Raw genomic sequence first — 19,156 nt, forward strand, 5'->3', positions numbered from 1 at the left:
TGATTACTCCTTAACGCGCGACCCAACCCAGGGTCCGCTGCGCCAGCACGTCACGTGCCGGAATGAACAGTTCCATCGCCATCAGCCCAAGGTTGCGACCCGCAACCAGCGGTGCCCAGCGATTGGCAAACAGGTGGACTAAACCGTCGGTAACGCCAATGGTCGCCGCTTTGTCCGCCTGACGTCGTTTCTGGTAATGGCTCAGCACTGAGTATGCGCCACAATCCTGTTGTTCGCTCCACGTCTGCGCCAGTAGCTCAGCCAGGCTCATCACGTCACGCAGGCCAAGGTTAAAGCCTTGCCCGGCGATGGGGTGCAGCGTCTGCGCGGCGTTGCCGACCAGGGCGACGCGATGGGAGACAGTCTGCGATGCGGTCGTCAGCGCGAGCGGATAGGCCACGCGTTTTCCGGCCTGGGTGATACGCCCAAGCCGCCAGCCGAAGGCTTTTTGCAGCTCGGAACTAAAACGTTCGTCGGACCAGGAGAGAACCTCATCGGCCCGGTCCTGCGCATGGCACCACACCAGCGAGCAGCGCCCGTTCGACATCGGCAGCATGGCCAGCGGGCCGTGCTCAGTGAAGCGCTCAAATGCCCTGCCGTTATGCGCGCCAGCCGTAGAGACGTTAGCGATGACCGCCACCTGCCCATAGGGTTCAGAGCGCAATTCGACGCCGCACTGCGTGGCGATCGCGGAGCGTGAACCATCCGCCGCCACCAGCAGTTCCCCCTCCAGCGTGGTGCCGTTGTCCAGCGTCACGCTGACGGCTTCGTCACGGCGGTTAAAGCTGGCGACGCGCGCCGGACAGTGCAGCGTGACGCCAGGCGCGTCCTGTAAAAGACGGAACAGCCGCAGCCCTACGTCATGCAGCTCGACAACCTGCCCCAGCGCCCCGATCCGGTAATCGTGGGCATCCAGCGTCACAAACCCGGCATGCCCGCGATCGCTGACGTGAACGGTGCCGATCGCCGTCGCGCAATCCGCTATCGCCTGCCAGATCCCAATACGCGCAAGCTGCTGACAGGTTCCCTGCGCCAGCGCGATAGCGCGGGCGTCGAAACCGGGATGATCGGCCGCCTGCGGCGCGACCGCCTCAACCAGATGCACTGGAAGCTGGCCCTGGGTTAACCGCGAAATAGCCAGCGCCAGAGTAGCGCCGGTCATGCCTCCGCCAACGATGATTACGCTCATCCGCGTGCCGCCGCCATCAGCGCCTCGATGTCATCGGCTTTTTTCACCACGGTCGCGGTCAGGTTTTCGTTACCGGTTTCTGTGATGACGATGTCATCTTCAATACGAATGCCGATCCCGCGGTACTGTTCCGGCACGTCGGCATCCGGCGCGATGTACAGCCCCGGCTCAACGGTCAGCACCATGCCAGGCTCCAGCACGCGCGAACGTTCCGGACCGTATACCCCCACGTCATGCACATCCAGCCCCAGCCAGTGGCTCAGGCCGTGCATAAAGTACGGACGATGGGCGTTTTCGGTTATAAGGGTGTCCACATCGCCTTTCAGAATGCCGAGCTTCACCAGCCCGGTAATCATGATGCGCACCACCTCGCCCGTAACCTCCTGGATGGAGGTGCCAGGGCGGAACAGCGTCAGCGCGGTCTCCAGAGACTCAAGCACGATGTCATAGATTTCACGCTGCGCTGGGGTGAATTTACCGTTCACCGGGAAGGTACGGGTGATGTCGCCCGCGTAACCCTGATATTCACAGCCGGCGTCAATCAGCACCAGATCGCCGTCGCGCAGTTCACTTTCGTTTTCGGTGTAGTGCAGAATGCAGCCGTTTTCCCCGCCGCCTACGATGGTGTTATAGGACGGGAAGCGCGCGCCGTGACGGTTAAATTCATGGTGAATTTCCCCTTCAAGCTGGTACTCGAACATACCGGGACGGCACTTTTCCATGGCGCGGGTATGCGCCAGGGCGCTGATTTCGCCCGCGCGGCGCATCACATTCAGCTCTTCTTCAGACTTAAACAGGCGCATCTCATGCACCACCGGTCGCCAGTCTGTCAGGGTTGCGGGTGCAGACAAATTCTGACGTGAGCCTTTACGCAGCTTATCCAGCGCAGTGAAAACAATCTCATCCGCATACGCGTATTCACCCTGCGCGTGGTACAGCACGTCCAGGCCGTTGAGCAGTTGATAGAGCTGCTGGTTGATTTCGCTGTAGGCCAGCGCGCGGTCCACGCCCAGTTTTTCCGGCGCCGCCTCCTGACCTAAGCGGCGGCCAAACCAGATTTCCGCAGTCAGATCGCGCACGCGGTTGAAAATCACGCTGTGGTTGTGGGTGTCATTGCTTTTAATCAGCACCAGTACCGCTTCCGGCTCGTTAAACCCGGTGAAGTACCAGAAATCACTGCTCTGGCGATAGGGGTATTCGCTGTCGGCGCTGCGCGTCACTTCCGGCGCGGCGAAAATCAGGGCAGCGCTTCCCGGCTGCATTTTTGCCAGCAGCGCCTGACGACGGCGAGAATACTCTTGACTGGAGATAACCATGACACCCTCCTGTGCGTTATTTTTCTTAGTGTAATGTTGGCTTGCGAACTTCCGGCGCGGTCGGCTGCGAGCGCGTAAAGTTGTCGTGGCACAGCAGAGACGCCACGCGCACGTACTCGATGATCTCTTCGAGAGACATCTCCAGCTCTTCCTGGTCTTCGTCTTCATCGTAGCCGAGCTGGGCGATGTTACGCAGATCGTCGATCGCTTCACCCGCTTCGCCGGTCACTTTATCCAGTTTAGGCTGGGTTACGCCCAGGCCAAGCAGATAGTGGTTTACCCAACCCGCGAGCGCATCAGCGCGATCGAAGACGCTGACATCGTCGCCTTCAGGCAGATAAAGCTGAAAAAGAAAGCCATCGTCTTCCAGGGAATCGCTGGTTGTGGCGTGCATTTTACGCAGCGCTTCCGCCAGTTCGTGGCCAAATGCCAGCCCTTCGTTGGTGAGGTCGTGGATCAGCGGCAGCCATGAGCTGTCGCTGTTTCCGCCGCACAGTATGCCGCTGATCAGACCGTGCATTTCGGCAGGGGTTAGACCGACTCCCTGCTGGTTCAGTAACTGGTTTAAATCCTTGTAACCAGGCATTTCGTTCTGTATAGACATACGCATTCGTCATCAAAGGGAGGATATTCATGATATGCTACCACTTTGGACCCTGGTGATACCAGAAAAGGGCTTGTATCTTCACATCAGGGTAGCTATAGTGTCGCCCCTTCGCAGCCCCCAGGGCAGTAAGCGAAGGCAGCGCAGTCAATCAGCAGGAAGGTGGCATGTCTGCACAACCCGTCGATCTCCAGATTTTTGGCCGTTCACTGCGAGTGAATTGTCCGCCTGAACAAAGGGATGCTTTGAATCAGGCTGCGGACGATTTGAATCAGCGGTTGCAAGATCTAAAAGAACGCACTAGAGTCACAAATACTGAGCAGCTGGTTTTCATCGCCGCGTTGAACATCAGCTATGAACTGACTCAGGAAAAAGCGAAGACCCGCGATTACGCGGCAAGCATGGAGCAGCGCATTAAAATGCTCCAGCAGACCATTGAACAGGCATTGCTTGATCAAGGTCGCAGTCCTGAAAGACCGGGACCAAAGTTTGAATAACACTTCTCAGTTGACTATGGTAGAGTAACTGTGAAGACAAAATTTCTCTGAGATGTTTGCAAGCGGGCCAGTCCCCTGAGCCGATATTTCATACCACAAGAATGTGGCGCTCCATGGTTGGTGAGCATGCTCGGTCCGTCCGAGAAGCCTTAAAACTATGACGACACATTCACCTTGAACCAAGGGTTCAAGGGTTACAGCCTGCGGCGGCATCTCGGAGATTCCCTCTCTCTTCTTCTACCAACAACCATGACTCAATTCCCTGAAGTTTCTGCTTCACGCCAGGATATCCGTCAGCTCATTCGCCAGCGTCGTCGTGCCTTAAGCGCCGAACAACAGGCACAGTTTGCCCAGCAGGCCGCCGCCCGTATGATGGCCTATCCGCCTGTGGTGATGGCAAACACCGTCGCCTTGTTTCTTTCGTTTGATGGTGAGCTGGATACCCAACCACTTATCGACCAGCTCTGGCGCGCCGGGAAAAAAGTTTATCTGCCGGTGCTGCATCCCTTTAGCCGGGGCAATCTGCTGTTTCTGCACTACCATCCGCACAGCGAGCTGGTGTTGAATCGTCTGAAAATCACCGAACCCAAACTCGACGTGCGCGATGTGCTGCCGCTATCTGAACTGGATGTGCTGATTACGCCGCTGGTGGCGTTTGACGAGCAGGGACAGCGCCTGGGAATGGGCGGTGGTTTTTACGACAGAACGCTACAAAACTGGCAGCAGTACGGATTGCAGCCGGTGGGCTATGCGCATGATTGTCAGGGCGTGGAGGCATTACCCGTGGAGAAATGGGATGTGCCGTTACCGGCGGTGGTGACGCCCAGTAAAACCTGGACCTGGTAGAACAAAGCCGGGTGGCGGCTACGCCTTACCCGGCCTACATAAATCCTCGAACATTGTAGGTCGGGTAAGCGTAAGCGCCACCCGACACACAGACCGCACGAACATTGTAGGTCGGGTAAGCGTAAGCGCCACCCGACACACAGACCGCACGAACATTGTAGGTCGGGTAAGCGTAAGCGCCACCCGACACGCAGACCGCACGACCGCTGTAGGTCGGGTAAGCGTAAGCGCCACCCGACACCACAGACCGCACTATCAGTACAGCAGACGCGCGCGAATCGTCCCCGGAATGGCCTTCATGCTCTGCAATGCTTTCTCGGCAATGTCTTCATCCGCTTCAATATCAATCACCACATAACCCATCTGCGCGTTCGTTTGCAGATACTGCGCGGCAATGTTGACGCCCTGTTCGGCAAAGATCTGGTTGATAGCAGTCAGCACGCCCGGACGGTTTTCGTGAATGTGCAGCAGACGACGCCCGCCGTGTAGCGGCAGAGACACTTCCGGGAAGTTCACCGCAGAGAGCGTTGAACCGTTGTCGGAATATTTGCTCAGCTTGCCCGCCACTTCCAGGCCGATATTCTCCTGCGCTTCCTGAGTAGAACCGCCGATGTGCGGCGTCAGGATCACGTTGTCGAACTCGCACAGCGGAGAGGTGAACGGATCGCTGTTGGTGGCCGGTTCCGTCGGGAACACGTCAATCGCCGCACCCGCCAGATGCTTACGCTTCAGCGCATCGCACAGGGCAGGAATATCGACCACTGTACCGCGCGCGGCGTTGATCAGCAGTGAGCCCGGCTTCATCAGCGCCAGCTCTTCCGCTCCCATCATGTTTTTGGTGGACGCATTTTCCGGCACGTGCAGGCTGACCACGTCGCTCATGTTCAGCAGGTCAGAAAGATGCTGCACCTGCGTCGCGTTACCCAGCGGCAGTTTGTTTTCGATATCGTAGAAAAACACGTGCATGCCAAGGGATTCCGCCAGAATACCGAGCTGCGTACCGATGTGGCCGTAACCAATAATCCCGAGTTTTTTACCACGCGCTTCGTAGGAGCCCGCGGCCAGTTTATTCCACACGCCGCGGTGCGCTTTGGCGTTAGCTTCCGGAATACCGCGAAGGAGTAGCAGCAGCTCGCCAATCACCAGCTCCGCCACGGAACGGGTGTTGGAGAACGGGGCGTTAAAGACCGGGATACCGCGTTTTGCGGCAGCATTCAGATCAACCTGGTTGGTACCGATACAGAAACAGCCAATCGCCACCAGCTTTTCCGCCGCAGCAATAACGTCTTCAGTTAGTTGGGTACGGGATCGCAGGCCAATGAAATGGGCATCACGGATGGACGCTTTCAGCTCTTCAGTATCCAGCGCGCCTTTGTGAAATTCGATGTTGGTGTAACCTGCAGCGCGAAGGCTATCGAGCGCTTTCTGGTGCACGCCTTCAACCAGCAGGAATTTAATCTTGTCTTTCTCCAGTGATACCTTTGCCATTTACCCGACCCTGTTTTTATCTGAACTGATGTTGTGCTGGATATAAATCCCGTGCAGCCAACATATCAAAAAAAACTATTGCAGCAATATGAACGTTTGCGTCGGCACTCTGAAGAAAAGTCATACAGAGCAAAATGACAGAGGAAAATGCTATGGAAATTTACAAACGCGGCAGGATCGGCAAAAGAGGCGGAAAAACGTGACACAAGTCACCGAATTTAGCTTTTCAAAATTTTTTAGCGGGGGGAGCGCTCCCCCCGTCAGATCATTTTACGATGGTTTTTACACCGTCAGCCGTGCCGATCAGCGCCACGTCCGCGCCACGGTTGGCAAATAACCCTACTGTAACGACGCCCGGAATGCCGTTGATCGCATTTTCCAGCGCAATGGCATCGAGGATCTCAAGGCCGTGAACGTCGAGGATCACGTTGCCGTTGTCGGTCACCACACCCTGACGGTATTCCGGACGACCACCCAGCTTCACCAGTTGACGTGCCACGGCACTGCGCGCCATCGGGATCACTTCGACCGGCAGCGGGAAACTCCCCAGAATGTCGACCTGCTTGGAGGCGTCCGCGATGCAGATGAACTTATCCGCCACGGAGGCAATGATTTTTTCACGGGTCAGCGCCGCGCCACCGCCTTTGATCATCTGCATGTGGCCGTTGATTTCATCCGCGCCATCAACGTAAATGCCCAGACGGTCCACTTCGTTGAGGTCGAAAACAGTGATGCCGAGGCTTTTCAGCTTTTCCGTGGAAGCATCGGAGCTCGAAACCGCGCCCTCGATTTGCCCCTTCATCGTGCCCAGCGCATCGATAAAGTGCGCCGCCGTCGATCCCGTACCAACACCGACAATGGTACCCGGCTGTACGTACTGGAGAGCGGCCCATCCTACTGCTTTTTTCAGTTCATCCTGCGTCATGATCGTTTTGCCTGTGGTGTGAAAACTCAGGGCGCATTATAGAACACGTCGAATGGATTTCGTCTGCCACGAAGGGAAAATTGTGTCATAGTGCAGATTAAGCAAAATTAAGGAGTCAGCCAGAGCAATGAAACGTCCGGACTACAGAACACTACAGGCACTTGATGCAGTTATTCGTGAACGCGGTTTTGAGCGCGCGGCGCAAAAGCTGTGCATCACCCAGTCCGCCGTATCACAGCGTATCAAACAGCTTGAAAACATGTTCGGGCAGCCGCTGCTGGTGCGTACCGTACCGCCGCGTCCAACGGAGCAAGGACAAAAGCTCCTCGCCCTGCTGCGCCAGGTTGAACTGCTGGAAGACGAGTGGCTGGGCGATGAACAGACCGGCTCCACGCCGCTGCTGCTGTCGCTGGCGGTGAACGCCGACAGTCTGGCAACCTGGCTGCTGCCGGCCCTTGCGCCGGTGCTGGCCGACTCCCCTATCCGCCTGAATCTCCAGGTTGAAGATGAAACCCGCACCCAGGAACGCCTGCGTCGCGGCGAAGTGGTTGGTGCCGTCAGTATTCAGCCTCAGGCGCTGCCAAGCTGTCTGGTGGATCAGTTGGGCGCGCTGGATTACCTCTTCGTCGGTTCAAAAGCCTTTGCCGAGCGCTATTTCCCGAACGGTGTGACCCGCGCCGCGCTGCTAAAAGCCCCTGCCGTCGCGTTCGACCATCTGGACGATATGCATCAGGCCTTCCTGCAGCAAAACTTCGATCTGCCGCCGGGCAGCGTGCCGTGTCATATCGTTAACTCGTCCGAAGCCTTTGTGCAGCTTGCACGTCAGGGAACCACCTGCTGCATGATCCCGCATCTGCAGATTGAGAAAGAGTTGAAAAGCGGTGAGCTGATTGATTTAACTCCGGGGCTGTATCAGCGCCGGATGTTGTACTGGCACCGTTTTGCGCCGGAAAGCCGCATGATGCGCAACGTCACCGACGCGCTGCTGGCGTTTGGGCATAAGGTGTTAAGACAGGATTGAAAAACAAGCCGGGTGGCGGCTTCGCCTTACCCGGCCTACGGGTTACTGAGCTGGCTTTTCAGTCGGCTCCAGCTGGAACACCACATCAACCTGATCGTCGAACTGAATGGTTGGCTGCTCGTAGGTTTCCTGAGCAGAAACCGGCGCGGCGTCCGCTTTCATCATCCGCACCATCGGGCTTGGCTGGTAGTTTGAAACGTGGTAACGCACGCTGTAAACCGGACCGAGCTTGCTCTTGAAGCCGGATGCCAGCTGCTGTGCCTGATGAATGGCATCATCAATCGCCGCTTTACGCGCTTCGTCTTTATACTTCTCCGGTTGCGCAACGCCCAGCAAGACGGAACGAATTTCGTTCAGCCCTGCCTTCAGCGCACCATCCAGCAATCCGTTGAGCTTATCAAGCTGGCGCACGGTCACTTCTACAGTACGCACGGCGCGATAGCCTTTCAGGATGCTTTTGCCGTTCTGGTAATCGTAATCCGGTTGAGTACGCAGGTTCGCAGAGCTGATGTCTTTTTTCGCGACACCGTTCTGTTCCAGGAAAGAGAGGTATTGCGCAACACGATCGTCTGCCTGTTTCTTGGCGGAAGCAGCATCTTTCGCCGCCACGTTCACTTCAATTGCCAGGGTTGCAACATCCGGTACCGCATCCACGCTTGCCGTACCTGAAGTGACAATGTGCGGGCCATTTGGCAGTTCATTCGCCTGCACCGACACCGCACCTAAACTTACTAATGCCGCCAGGGCCATCACCTTAAACTTCACTGTCATTCCTCCATGTTGCGAAGAGTGCCCTGTTAACAGGGCTCATGCCAGCAAGCTTAGCGGGTCTTGTTCAGATGTCCATAAGACAACGCTTAGTTGAACAATCCCTGTACGTGATGAATGCCCTCTTTCGCCAGCTGGAAGGCAATAAACCACATCACCAGCCCCACCAGGGTATTGATAATGCGCTGCGCTTTGGCGGTACGCAGTCGTGGCGCCAGCCATGCCGCCAGGATCGCAAGACCAAAGAACCAGAGGAAGGAGGCGCTGACCGTACCGAGCGCAAACCAGCGTTTGGGCTCAACGTCCAGCTGTCCACCCAGGCTGCCGAGCACCACGAACGTATCAAGATAAACGTGCGGGTTAAGCCATGTCACGGCGAGCATGGTGACGATAATCTTCCAGCGCCCTTGCTTCATCACTTCGGCGCTCGCCAGCTCAAGATTGCTGCTCATGGCCGTTTTCAAGGCGCCAAACCCGTACCACAGCAGAAACGCTACGCCGCCCCAGGTAACCAGTGCCAGCAGCCACGGCGACTGCATCAACAGGGCGCTGCCGCCAAAGATCCCGGCGCAAATCAGCAGCAGATCGCTCACCGCGCACAGCAAGGCAATCATCAGATGGTACTGACGGCGGATGCCCTGATTCATCACGAACGCATTTTGTGGACCAAGGGGAAGGATCATGGCCGCACCTAACGCAAGCCCTTGAAAATAGTAAGATAACATAACGTAATTCTCGCAGAGTTGTCCTGGGGCAGACTATACTGCGGGAACGACATTAGAGGAAATGGATAATATTAATTGGGGATTAGCGAGGCTAATAAAAGAAAAGCCCGGTGTCGCTGATGCTTACCGGGCCTACGGAGACGTTACTCTGCTTCTTTGACTTTTTTGACGTTTACATCCATCTGCGGGTACGGGAAGCTGATGCCGTTAGCATCGAAGTCACGCTTAATGCGCTCCAGCACATCCCAGTATACGTTTTGCAGATCGCTGCTTTTGCTCCAGATGCGCACCACAAAATTAATGGATGATGCGCCCAGTTCATTCAGACGAACGGTCTGCTCGCGGTCCTTCAGAATACGGTCATCTGAAGCAATGATGTTGGTAATCAGAGACTTCACCTGATCGATATCGGAATCGTACGCCACGCTGATGATCAGCTCGTTACGACGCACCGGCTCGCGGGAGAAGTTAATGATATTGCCGGCAATGATTTTCCCGTTCGGTACCACCACAATACGACCGTCGACAGTACGCAGAGTGGTAGAGAAAATCTGTACCTGCAACACGGTACCCGCGATCCCGCCTAAATCCACGTATTCACCGGAACGGAACGGACGGAAGGTTACCAGCAGTACGCCCGCCGCCAGGTTCGACAGCGAACCCTGTAATGCCAGACCAATGGCCAGACCGGCAGCACCGAGCACAGCGATGACGGATGCCGTCTGCACGCCGACACGCCCCAGCGCCGCAATCAGCGTAAAGGCGATGATGCCGTAACGCACCAGCGCGGAGAGGAAATCGGCGACCGTGGCGTCAATGTGTCGTGCAACCATCACCCGGTTGACCGCGTTCGATACGATACGCGCCACGATCATCCCGACAATGATGATGGCAATAGCGGCAACAATATTCACAGCGTAGCTCAGCAGTAGCGCCTGGTTGCGCACCAGCCAGTTACCCGCGTGATTGATGCTGTCTACAACATCAAGTTGTTCCATTTATTCTTCCTTTTGCTAAACCAAAACACAAAATCTATCCCTTAAGGGGACAGGCAGGTCAGTAAAGGGTAAACAAAAAGAGCGGGTAATGCCAAACAGATCACAAAATCAGGTATTGCAGGATATTGAAAAAGCATAAAAAAAGGCCCGCATTTGCGGGCCTTCTGATGTGCTGTCAGCAGTTCAAATTACAGAACGTCAACCGCGTTCAGTTCTTTGAAAGCCTGCTCCAGACGAGTAATCATAGAAGTCTGGGCAGCGCGCAGCCATACGCGTGGATCGTAGTATTTCTTGTTCGGCTGGTCTTCGCCTTTCGGGTTGCCCAGCTGACCTTGCAGGTAAGCTTCGTTGGTTTTGTAGTATTGCAGGATACCGTCCCAGGTTGCCCACTGGGTGTCGGTATCGATGTTCATTTTCACTACGCCGTAGCTTACGGAATCTTTGATTTCCTGAGCAGAAGAGCCGGAACCGCCGTGGAAGACGAAGTTCAGGCTGTTGTGCGGCAGGTTGTGTTTCTTAGACACATATTCCTGAGAATCACGCAGGATGGTCGGGGTCAGAACCACGTTACCTGGCTTGTACACGCCGTGCACGTTACCGAAGGATGCTGCGATGGTGAAGCGTGGGCTGATTTTGCTCAGCTCGGTGTAAGCGTAATCAACGTCTTCTGGCTGAGTGTACAGAGCAGAAGCGTCCATGTGGCTGTTGTCCACACCGTCTTCTTCACCGCCGGTGCAACCCAGTTCGATTTCCAGGGTCATGCCCATTTTGGACATACGCGCCAGGTACTTAGAGCAGATCTCGATGTTTTCTTCCAGAGACTCTTCGGACAGGTCGATCATGTGAGAAGAGAACAGTGGCTTACCGGTTGCTGCGAAGTGTTTTTCACCTGCGTCCAGCAGACCGTCGATCCATGGCAGCAGTTTTTTCGCGCAGTGGTCAGTGTGCAGGATAACCGGAACACCGTAGTGCTCAGCCATCTGGTGAACATGATGTGCGCCAGAGATAGCACCCAGGATAGCAGCGCCCTGAGGAACGTCAGTTTTCACGCCTTTACCTGCGATGAACGCAGCGCCGCCGTTAGAGAACTGAACGATAACCGGTGCTTTAACTTTTGCAGCGGTTTCCAGTACGGCATTGATGGAGTCGGTACCTACGCAGTTAACTGCTGGCAGAGCGAAGTTGTTTTCTTTAGCTACCTGGAACACTTTCTGTACGTCATCACCAGTGATAACGCCAGGTTTTACGAAATCAAAAATTTTAGACATGTTGCTTAGTCCTGTATCTTCGGCCGTTAGAAAAGGTGCGAGCTCTGATAAGCGCGCTGAAAATTGGGCAGGTTTCCCTGCCCCTGAATGGCTTACTTCTTAGCGCGCTCTTCGAGCATTGCTACTGCTGGCAGGACTTTGCCTTCCACGAATTCGAGGAATGCGCCGCCACCAGTGGAGATGTAGGAGATCTTGTCAGCGATACCGAACAGGTCGATAGCTGCCAGGGTGTCACCACCGCCTGCGATAGAGAACGCTTCGCTGTCTGCGATAGCGTTAGCCACGATTTCAGTCCCTTTGCGGAAGTTCGGGAATTCGAACACGCCGACAGGACCGTTCCACAGGATAGTTTTTGCGTTTTTCAGGATTTCAGCCAGTTTCTGTGCAGAAACGTCGCCCAGGTCCAGAATCTGCTCTTCATCTTTGATGTCATTAACAGATTTAAGGGTTGCGGTAGCAGTTTCGGAGAACTCGGTCGCCACGCGAACGTCAGTTGGAACCGGGATATCACAGGTGCTCAGCAGGCGTTTGGCTTCGTCAACCAGATCCGCTTCGTACAGGGATTTACCCACGTTGTGGCCTTGCGCAGCAACGAAGGTGTTCGCGATACCACCGCCAACGATCAGCTGGTCAGCAATTTTGGACAGAGAATCCAGAACGGTCAGTTTGGTAGAAACTTTAGAACCACCAACGATAGCGACCATCGGACGAGCAGGTTCTTTCAGTGCTTTACCCAGCGCTTCCAGTTCGTCAGCCAGCAGTGGACCTGCACAGGCGACGTCTGCGAATTTACCGATACCGTGGGTAGAAGCCTGCGCACGGTGAGCCGTACCGAATGCATCCATCACGAATACGTCGCACAGCGCAGCGTATTTTTTGGACAGGGTTTCGTCGTCTTTCTTTTCGCCTTTGTTGAAGCGAACGTTTTCCAGAACAACCAGCTCACCTTCGGCAACTTCTACGCCGTCCAGGTAATCTTTCACCAGGCGAACCGGGTTGGACAGTTTGTCTTTCAGGTAATTAACAACCGGCAGCAGAGAGAACTCTTCGTTGTACTCGCCTTCAGTTGGACGGCCCAGGTGGGAGGTGACCATCACTTTAGCGCCCTGCTTCAGAGCCAGTTCAATGGTTGGCAGAGATGCACGGATACGCGCGTCGCTGGTCACTTTGCCATCTTTAACCGGTACGTTCAGATCGGCACGGATGAAAACGCGTTTACCTGCCAGATCCAGATCGGTCATCTTAATTACAGACATGGTGAATCCTCTCGTTGATTCTTAAAGTTTTGCAAGCGCAAGGTGCGCTCTACCTGAAACCTTTTGCGGCCATGGCTAACGTGGTGTCGAGCATTCGGTTAGCAAAGCCCCATTCGTTATCACACCAGACCAGCGTCTTGATGAGGTGCGCACCACTGACTCGCGTCTGCGTGCCATCCACGATGGCGCTGTGCGGGTCGTGGTTAAAATCTACTGAGACCAACGGTAATTCCGTATAGTCAACTATACCATGAAATGCTCCCTGTGCCGCTTTTTGCAGCAACAGGTTGACTTCACAGGCTTTTACCGGTTTTTTCACCGTCACGCTAAGATCGATTGCGGTGACGTTTATCGTCGGGACGCGCACGGCAATCGCTTCGAAACGGTCGTTAAACTGCGGGAAAATACGCGTGATCCCGGCAGCCAGTTTCGTATCCACCGGAATGATGGACTGGCTCGCCGCGCGAGTGCGTCGTAAATCCGGATGGTAGGCGTCGATAACCTGCTGATCGTGCATGGCGGAGTGAATCGTGGTCACGGTACCGGATTCAATGCCATACGCATCGTCTAACAGTTTAATGACCGGAATAATGCAGTTGGTGGTACAGGAGGCGTTGGAGACAATGCGGTGTTCAGCCTGCAGCTCGTGCTGGTTGACACCAAACACGACGGTGGCGTCGAGGTCGTGACTGCCGGGATGGGAGAACAGCACTTTTTTCGCGCCAGCATTCAGATGCGCTTCGCCATGTTCACGGTTACCGTACACGCCGGTACAGTCCAGCACCACATCCACACCCAGTTCGCGCCAGGGCAGCTCTTCAATACTGTTCTCATGCAGCACGCGGATGGCATCGTCACCGACGAACAGCTGTTCCCTTTCCTGGCGAACGTCCCAGGCAAAGCGACCGTGGCTGGTGTCATATTTCAATAAATGCACCATGCCCGCAGCATCCGCCAGTTCATTGATTGCCACCACGGTGATTTCCGCACGACGCCCGGATTCATATAAAGCACGAACCACGTTGCGCCCGATGCGACCGAAGCCATTAATCGCTACGCGTACGGTCATAGATCTCCTGCAAAGCTATCCCTGAGTTTGAGGTGGCTGAAAGAGTAATCCAGCGACGCCCGAAGGGGAATCCTTGCTGTCACAAACTGCGATTGATTGGTCAATTGTCGAACATTTAATCGACTGAAACGCTTCAGCAAGAATAAGCGAATCGGGGAATAAAAGGAATCTCTGTCCAGATTAAGAGCGATTTTATCTGATCTCCATCACATTTTTCCGGAATAATCCCTTTTCTTCCCGCCACGTAAAACGCGGCGGGTTGACCGCTGCACCCATGGAACGCCGCGAAAGATCAGACGAGTCGGTATTCGCCATTTGCCGACATCATCAGTTCCACATTGGCAGAACGGCTGTGACGCAAAACACGCTCCACGTTTGGCCCGTCGGTGCGCGCATAAAACGCGTCGGCGTCGGCCTGAGAGAGTCCCCCGGCCAGCTTACGCCCTACCAGGCGCGTACGTAACGCTTCAGCGGGCGCGCGAATGAACAATGAAAAATCGCAGTATTCCATCAGCGTTCGCCATCGTTCGTCATCAAGCAGCAGCCAGTTACCCTCAACAATCACGACAGGGGCCGTTACCACAATAGCCTCTTCGACAGGATCGTGCGTTTGTCGGTCATACTGCGGCCAGGTACTGTCGCCTTCTTTTATCTGCCGCAGATGTTGCGCAAGCCTGTCGACATCAAAGGTCTCGGGCGCGCCTTTGTACGCACGCAGGTTATGGGCCTCAAGCCACGCGTTGTAGTGATGAAAACCATCCATCGGCAACGTCTGGATCGGCGGCATCCCCTCCATCTGACGAGAGAGGAATTCCCAGAAGGCGGTCAACGTGGATTTGCCCGTCCCGGGCGGCGCGCTGAGAAAAACAATCGTACGTTTGCTGGCGCTGGCAGAATGCAGTTTCGCCAGTTGCCGCAGCAAAGGCTTATGAACATTTTCGATTTCGTCATCAGGGTAATGTGCTTCTACATGTAGCCCGTTAACCGTTAGCCCAATTTTCACGGCGTCAGTTCCTTTAAAATTGTCGTTACCGCCAGGGTGAGCGCCGTCTTGATCATTGCGGTAAAGCGCACCTCAGACCATGCGGCAAAGTCAGCAAATTTCATCGACTCCAGCGCGCTGAATAACGTCGCGTTACGGGTGATGCAATTAACGTTGCTGATAAAATCCCAGGTGATGTCATCGGCGAAGCCAGGGATCGTATCCTGCTCTTTCAGATACTGATAAAACTGCGAAAAATGCGTAATGTCGGCGTAGAGCCATTTTTCCATTTTCCCCAGCGCATAGATCAGTCGTAACGCCACATCAATGTCATCAAGCGGCCCACTCCGGGCGAGTAACGGCTTCACTGCATATTCCACGATCTCTTCATCGTTATCGACAAACAACGACGGCAGAAAACATTTAATGCCCTGGAGCAAAAAAGACTGTGCCGTCGTCATGAATGCGAGGAGGTTATTCTGAGCATCCAGTTGCTCAAGCACATCGTCTTCTGTCAGCGTCGTCATTTGTATCTCGATAAATCACCGTGAATGCAGAGAGTCTATTATATTACACGTTCGATCTGCGCCGCCGATCAGTAAAGTTTGCGTGCGCACACCCTTCGCAACCTGTTGAATACCTTTAACCAGTTCGCCGCCCGTCACGCCCGTCGCGCTGAACAGGATGTCATTGCCCTTTACCAGTTCGCTAAGGGTATAGATACGATTGACTTCCACTTTCATCTCCGCACAGCGGCGGTGCTCCTGCATGGCGACCCGACGGTTCTCAGGACTCTCCCCTTTCGCTTCACAGAAATCGATCAGTTCCGCCTGCATATCGCCGCCCAGCGCTTTCACCGCGCAGGCGGAGATCACCCCTTCCGGCGCGCCGCCTGTGGTGTACATCAGATCATAAGGATTATCCTGTAAGCAGGTCAGTACGCTGGCAGCGACATCGCCATCGGGCAACGCAAACACTTTCACGCCCAGCTGCGTCGCCTCGGCAATTGCATTTTGCAGGCGCGGTTTGTCCAGCGTCACCATCCGCAGATGCTCCAGCGGCTTGCCCAGCGCCCGGGCAACGTTGCGAAGGTTTTCTGCCAGCGGGAGATCGAGGCTGATTGCCCCGGCGGCCGCTGCGTTAACCACCAGTTTTTTCATGTACATATCAGGGGCATGAAACAGGCTGCCCTCAGGCGCAAACGCCATCACTGCCAGAGCATTGCTTTGCCCCATCGCCACCATGCGGGTGCCCTCTATGGGGTCGACGGCAATATCTACCGCCGGGCCGACGCCGCTTCCAACCTCCTCACCAATCCACAGCATTGGCGCATGGTCAATCTCACCTTCGCCGATGACGATACGCCCGCGAATCGCTATCGCGTTTAGCGCCTCGCGCATGGCGGTTACCGCCAGCCCGTCGATTCGGTTTTTATCGCCGCATCCGGTTTGCGGCCAGGCGGCCAGCGCCGCCTGTTCCGTAACGCGAAAGAGCGGCCATGCCAGAGACATCATGCTGCCGCCTCCCCAATATCCACCCCAAACTGCGCCAGCAGATAGCGCTCTGCTTTTTCATTCCAGATGCCGTGAGTCTCTTCCACAAGCCTTGCCAGCTCCCGGAAAAGCGGATCGGTCTTACCCTTTTCGGCAAAATCGGCAATGGCCGTTAACGGCATGGTGACACCGTTATAGATAAGCTTCTTGCCTCCAGGAATGTCCGGCAGGTTGAGTACCGTATGCGGCACCGCATCAAGGCCGCCGATGTGGGTCACCATAAACGACGGCTGAAGCTGGCCCGTCGCACTCAGCGCAATCGCCTCTTTCATGTCCTCCGTCGAGCCGCCGGAGGTGCCCACCACGTGGGTACTGTTGTAATGGACGTTGTAAAAATTAAACGGCACCTTGAAATTGCTGTCCGTTGGTCCGGCGAAGAAATTCAGGCACCCGTCCTCGGCGAGAAGATTGTCTGCCAGTTCAATGACCGCCGGAACCGCGGCATAGACAAACACGTCGTCGAAGCCGACATTGTCAGTTAATGCGCGTAACGTAGCGGCCGGGTTCTCCAGTACAGAGGTATTGACATAGATAAGCTCAATACCCTTTTGTGCCGCCAGCTCAACCGGCAGGAGTTTTTCCGCCTGCGCAAGGCGGGCCTCATCAATATCTACCACCACAACGCGCGACGGCTGAATCCCGCCGTTAATCGCATAATCAATAGCGCCAATTCCCATCGGCCCGGCGCAGGCCAGAAGCGCAATATTACCTCCCGGTTTCACACCCATCCGGTGCTCATAGACATATTGCGTCGTATGATAATTGGCGTTATACGCGCCGATAATGCAGCACATGGGTTCCGCCAGCGAAGCTGCCGCAAAATAGGAGCCGTGATAAGGTAAAACGCAGCCCAGATTAATCGCGACTTCTGGAATAATCATATACGTCGCATTGCCGCCAAAATATTCGTAGCTGTATCCAGCGGAATAACCGCTTGACAATCCCATTGCCGGTTGTAAAACAAAGCGCTGACCTTTTTTATATTTCCCGGCAAGGTTTTTTCCGACCTCAACAATCACCCCGGCGCATTCATGTCCGGTAATGACCGGATGATTTTCCAGATCGTCCGGCACACGTTTATGTTCACTGCCTAATTTGGCTGCCTTCCAGGTGGATAAACAAACGCTGTCGGAAATTACGCTCACCAGCAGTTCATTGTCGCTTATTTCGGGCAGTTCAAATTCGCGGATACGAACATCCTGCTTGCCATAAATGGCAGCCACTTTCGTTTTCATAATGACTCCAGGAACCAGATAGATTAATTCGCCGTTAGATGCTTAAATAATTCGTCAAGCTGCGGATCGCCGAGATAGTTTTTTATCAACACTAACGGTTTGTCACTGACCCGTTTAGCGCGCCCCTCCAGGCTGGCATGGGTAACAATAATGTCCGCGTCGTCAGGCACATTTTCGATGGCATAATGTTTTACTTCGATATTTTGTCCGGCTTTTTCCAGGCGCTTCCGGAATGTCGTCGCGCCCATAGCGCTGGAGCCCATTCCGGCATCGCAGACAAAAGCGATATGCTTAACATCCTGGTAAGAAAACTTGCCTTCCTGCTTCATGGCTTTAACGGCGTTGGCAGAATCATTGAAAGTTTCTTCCGTTTCAGCTTCGCTATTTTTATCCATCTTCAGGATAAAAGAGGCGACCGCAAAGGTGACCAACGTGCCTGCCGTTACGCCAGCAATCGTGGCGAGGAATGCGCCTTTAGGCGTTAACGCGAGGTAGGCGAAAATCGAACCCGGACTTGGGCCAGCCACCAGTCCACCGCCTAACAGGTTAAATACCCACGTCCCGCTCATGCCGCCAGCAATCATCGCAATCAGCGTCAGTGGTTTCATCAGTACGTAAGGGAAATAGAGCTCATGAATGCCGCCCAGGAAGTGAATGATCATCGCGCCGGGGGCTGACTTTTTCGCCATTCCTTTGCCGAAAAAAGCAAAAGCCAGCAGCAGGCCTAAACCCGGCCCGGGGTTGGAGGCCACCATAAAGAAGATGGATTTACCCGTCTCGGAAGCCTGCTGCATCCCCAGCGGATAATAAACCCCCTGATCGATAGCGTTATTTAAAAACAGGATTTTTGCCGGTTCGTTAATCAACGACAGCAGCGGCAAGTAGCCTGCATGTACCAGTGATTCAATACACTCTTTAATAAAGTTATTGGCAATCGACACCGCAGGACCGATGACTTCAAACCCCAGCAGGCAGAGGATCATGCCCGCAATACCCAGCGAGAAGTTGTTGATGACCATCTCAAAACCCGCTGGAATGCGTTTATCCAGCATTCGGTCGATATGCTTAATCACCAGGCCGCCGAGTGGCCCCATAATCATTGAGCCGAGGAACATAGGAATATCCGCGCCGATGATCACGCCGATAGTGCCGATCCCCCCCATCACCGCCCCACGTTTGCCGCCAACCAGGTGTCCACCGGTAGAGCCAATCATCACCGGCAGTAAATAGGTGATCATCGGTCCGACAATTTTGGCGAAATGCTCATTTGGCATCCATCCGGTTGGTATAAATAATGCGGTAATAAATCCCCAGGCAATAAACGCGCCAATATTCGGGATGACCATTGCAGTCAAAAAGCCCCCAAAAGCCTGGACCTTTGCACGAGCAGACTTGTGTTCCATAATAATATCCTGT

Annotated in this window: 20 protein-coding genes and 1 other RNA gene; 4 read left to right on the forward strand and 17 right to left on the reverse strand. The window is 54.8% G+C overall.

Features of this window, described 5'->3' with window-relative positions:
- Positions 1-10: 10 nt before the first annotated feature.
- From ubiH to ACQG11_RS04770, 3 genes are read right to left on the reverse strand one after another with little or no spacing between them, the layout of a single operon-like run.
- The gene (ubiH, locus tag ACQG11_RS04760; RefSeq protein WP_250116196.1) at positions 11-1,189 is read right to left on the reverse strand and encodes a 2-octaprenyl-6-methoxyphenyl hydroxylase; all 1,179 of its coding nucleotides are present in this window, start codon (positions 1,187-1,189) and stop codon (positions 11-13) included.
- The gene (pepP, locus tag ACQG11_RS04765) at positions 1,186-2,499 is read right to left on the reverse strand and encodes a Xaa-Pro aminopeptidase (RefSeq protein WP_154849503.1); all 1,314 of its coding nucleotides are present in this window, start codon (positions 2,497-2,499) and stop codon (positions 1,186-1,188) included. The genes ubiH and pepP overlap by 4 nt, the downstream gene beginning before the upstream one ends.
- A gap of 31 nt (positions 2,500-2,530) precedes the next feature.
- A complete protein-coding gene (locus tag ACQG11_RS04770; RefSeq protein WP_074142809.1) occupies positions 2,531-3,109 on the reverse strand; it encodes a YecA family protein in 579 nt (192 codons plus the stop codon).
- Positions 3,110-3,276: 167 nt separating this feature from the next.
- Here ACQG11_RS04770 and zapA point away from each other — a divergent pair, with 167 nt between their 5' ends.
- The 3 genes from zapA (at position 3,277) to ACQG11_RS04785 (ending at position 4,452) form a co-directional block, all read left to right on the forward strand.
- Positions 3,277-3,606, forward strand: coding sequence for a cell division protein ZapA (gene zapA / locus ACQG11_RS04775; RefSeq protein ID WP_003860096.1), 330 nt, complete (start codon positions 3,277-3,279; stop codon positions 3,604-3,606).
- Positions 3,607-3,647: 41 nt separating this feature from the next.
- A non-coding RNA gene (ssrS, locus tag ACQG11_RS04780) (6S RNA) lies at positions 3,648-3,831 on the forward strand.
- A 24-nt stretch (positions 3,832-3,855) separates the two neighbouring features.
- On the forward strand, positions 3,856-4,452 hold the full coding sequence (locus tag ACQG11_RS04785) for a 5-formyltetrahydrofolate cyclo-ligase (protein ID WP_193129796.1): 597 nt from the start codon (positions 3,856-3,858) through the stop codon (positions 4,450-4,452).
- A gap of 34 nt (positions 4,453-4,486) precedes the next feature.
- On the opposite strand, the gene ACQG11_RS04790 is transcribed toward ACQG11_RS04785, so the two are convergent.
- From ACQG11_RS04790 to rpiA, 3 genes are all read right to left on the reverse strand, one after another.
- Positions 4,487-4,693, reverse strand: coding sequence for a hypothetical protein (locus ACQG11_RS04790; RefSeq protein WP_426728210.1), 207 nt, complete (start codon positions 4,691-4,693; stop codon positions 4,487-4,489).
- Positions 4,694-4,707: 14 nt separating this feature from the next.
- Positions 4,708-5,940 carry a phosphoglycerate dehydrogenase gene (gene serA / locus ACQG11_RS04795; RefSeq protein WP_022649321.1) on the reverse strand — a complete coding sequence of 411 codons (1,233 nt, stop codon included), beginning with the start codon at positions 5,938-5,940 and terminating at the stop codon, positions 4,708-4,710.
- A 265-nt stretch (positions 5,941-6,205) separates the two neighbouring features.
- A complete protein-coding gene (gene rpiA / locus ACQG11_RS04800) occupies positions 6,206-6,865 on the reverse strand; it encodes a ribose-5-phosphate isomerase RpiA (RefSeq protein WP_022649322.1) in 660 nt (219 codons plus the stop codon).
- A gap of 127 nt (positions 6,866-6,992) precedes the next feature.
- Here rpiA and argP point away from each other — a divergent pair, with 127 nt between their 5' ends.
- Positions 6,993-7,886 (forward strand): DNA-binding transcriptional regulator ArgP, encoded by an 894-nt coding sequence (argP, locus tag ACQG11_RS04805; RefSeq protein WP_003860089.1) that lies wholly within the window; start codon positions 6,993-6,995, stop codon positions 7,884-7,886.
- 42 nt (positions 7,887-7,928) lie between these two features.
- Here argP and ACQG11_RS04810 read toward each other — a convergent pair whose 3' ends face one another.
- From ACQG11_RS04810 to ACQG11_RS04860, 11 genes are all read right to left on the reverse strand, one after another.
- Entirely contained in the window at positions 7,929-8,651 is a 723-nt protein-coding gene (locus tag ACQG11_RS04810) for an oxidative stress defense protein (RefSeq protein ID WP_426728882.1), read from the reverse strand.
- A 92-nt stretch (positions 8,652-8,743) separates the two neighbouring features.
- On the reverse strand, positions 8,744-9,379 hold the full coding sequence (gene argO / locus ACQG11_RS04815) for an arginine exporter ArgO (RefSeq protein ID WP_003860085.1): 636 nt from the start codon (positions 9,377-9,379) through the stop codon (positions 8,744-8,746).
- Positions 9,380-9,522: 143 nt separating this feature from the next.
- Complete coding sequence (locus tag ACQG11_RS04820) at positions 9,523-10,377, reverse strand: small-conductance mechanosensitive channel MscS (RefSeq protein WP_022649325.1); 855 nt, start codon at positions 10,375-10,377, stop codon at positions 9,523-9,525.
- Positions 10,378-10,565: 188 nt separating this feature from the next.
- The gene (gene fbaA, locus ACQG11_RS04825) at positions 10,566-11,645 is read right to left on the reverse strand and encodes a class II fructose-bisphosphate aldolase (RefSeq protein ID WP_017692704.1); all 1,080 of its coding nucleotides are present in this window, start codon (positions 11,643-11,645) and stop codon (positions 10,566-10,568) included.
- 92 nt (positions 11,646-11,737) lie between these two features.
- Positions 11,738-12,901: a phosphoglycerate kinase gene (gene pgk, locus ACQG11_RS04830; protein WP_023298554.1), complete on the reverse strand. Its 1,164-nt coding sequence runs from the start codon at positions 12,899-12,901 to the stop codon at positions 11,738-11,740.
- Between the two features lie 49 nt (positions 12,902-12,950).
- Positions 12,951-13,970, reverse strand: coding sequence for an erythrose-4-phosphate dehydrogenase (gene epd, locus ACQG11_RS04835; protein WP_063853797.1), 1,020 nt, complete (start codon positions 13,968-13,970; stop codon positions 12,951-12,953).
- 292 nt (positions 13,971-14,262) lie between these two features.
- Positions 14,263-14,973 (reverse strand): nucleoside/nucleotide kinase family protein, encoded by a 711-nt coding sequence (locus ACQG11_RS04840; protein WP_022649327.1) that lies wholly within the window; start codon positions 14,971-14,973, stop codon positions 14,263-14,265.
- The gene (locus tag ACQG11_RS04845; protein ID WP_022649328.1) at positions 14,970-15,479 is read right to left on the reverse strand and encodes an MltR family transcriptional regulator; all 510 of its coding nucleotides are present in this window, start codon (positions 15,477-15,479) and stop codon (positions 14,970-14,972) included. The genes ACQG11_RS04840 and ACQG11_RS04845 overlap by 4 nt, the downstream gene beginning before the upstream one ends.
- Before the next feature lie 15 nt (positions 15,480-15,494).
- A complete protein-coding gene (gene glpX / locus ACQG11_RS04850) occupies positions 15,495-16,466 on the reverse strand; it encodes a class II fructose-bisphosphatase (RefSeq protein ID WP_038416695.1) in 972 nt (323 codons plus the stop codon).
- On the reverse strand, positions 16,463-17,740 hold the full coding sequence (locus ACQG11_RS04855) for a zinc-binding dehydrogenase (RefSeq protein WP_426728211.1): 1,278 nt from the start codon (positions 17,738-17,740) through the stop codon (positions 16,463-16,465). The genes glpX and ACQG11_RS04855 overlap by 4 nt, the downstream gene beginning before the upstream one ends.
- Positions 17,741-17,763: 23 nt before the next feature.
- Positions 17,764-19,143 (reverse strand): PTS mannitol transporter subunit IICB, encoded by a 1,380-nt coding sequence (locus tag ACQG11_RS04860; protein WP_333028294.1) that lies wholly within the window; start codon positions 19,141-19,143, stop codon positions 17,764-17,766.
- Positions 19,144-19,156 lie beyond the last annotated feature (13 nt).

The sequence above is a fragment of the Enterobacter cloacae complex sp. 372C4 genome (assembly GCF_050030615.1).
GTDB lineage: Bacteria > Pseudomonadota > Gammaproteobacteria > Enterobacterales > Enterobacteriaceae > Enterobacter > Enterobacter intestinihominis.

Coding starts and splice junctions, on each gene's coding strand:
- ubiH (WP_250116196.1), bottom strand. CDS start 1,189: ATGAGCGTAATCATCGTTGGCGGAGGCATGACCGGCGCTACTCTGGCG.
- ACQG11_RS04770 (WP_074142809.1), bottom strand. CDS start 3,109: ATGTCTATACAGAACGAAATGCCTGGTTACAAGGATTTAAACCAGTTA.
- zapA (WP_003860096.1), top strand. CDS start 3,277: ATGTCTGCACAACCCGTCGATCTCCAGATTTTTGGCCGTTCACTGCGA.
- ACQG11_RS04785 (WP_193129796.1), top strand. CDS start 3,856: ATGACTCAATTCCCTGAAGTTTCTGCTTCACGCCAGGATATCCGTCAG.
- serA (WP_022649321.1), bottom strand. CDS start 5,940: ATGGCAAAGGTATCACTGGAGAAAGACAAGATTAAATTCCTGCTGGTT.
- rpiA (WP_022649322.1), bottom strand. CDS start 6,865: ATGACGCAGGATGAACTGAAAAAAGCAGTAGGATGGGCCGCTCTCCAG.
- argP (WP_003860089.1), top strand. CDS start 6,993: ATGAAACGTCCGGACTACAGAACACTACAGGCACTTGATGCAGTTATT.
- argO (WP_003860085.1), bottom strand. CDS start 9,379: ATGTTATCTTACTATTTTCAAGGGCTTGCGTTAGGTGCGGCCATGATC.
- ACQG11_RS04820 (WP_022649325.1), bottom strand. CDS start 10,377: ATGGAACAACTTGATGTTGTAGACAGCATCAATCACGCGGGTAACTGG.
- fbaA (WP_017692704.1), bottom strand. CDS start 11,645: ATGTCTAAAATTTTTGATTTCGTAAAACCTGGCGTTATCACTGGTGAT.
- pgk (WP_023298554.1), bottom strand. CDS start 12,901: ATGTCTGTAATTAAGATGACCGATCTGGATCTGGCAGGTAAACGCGTT.
- epd (WP_063853797.1), bottom strand. CDS start 13,970: ATGACCGTACGCGTAGCGATTAATGGCTTCGGTCGCATCGGGCGCAAC.
- ACQG11_RS04845 (WP_022649328.1), bottom strand. CDS start 15,479: ATGACGACGCTGACAGAAGACGATGTGCTTGAGCAACTGGATGCTCAG.
- glpX (WP_038416695.1), bottom strand. CDS start 16,466: ATGATGTCTCTGGCATGGCCGCTCTTTCGCGTTACGGAACAGGCGGCG.
- ACQG11_RS04855 (WP_426728211.1), bottom strand. CDS start 17,740: ATGAAAACGAAAGTGGCTGCCATTTATGGCAAGCAGGATGTTCGTATC.
- ACQG11_RS04860 (WP_333028294.1), bottom strand. CDS start 19,143: ATGGAACACAAGTCTGCTCGTGCAAAGGTCCAGGCTTTTGGGGGCTTT.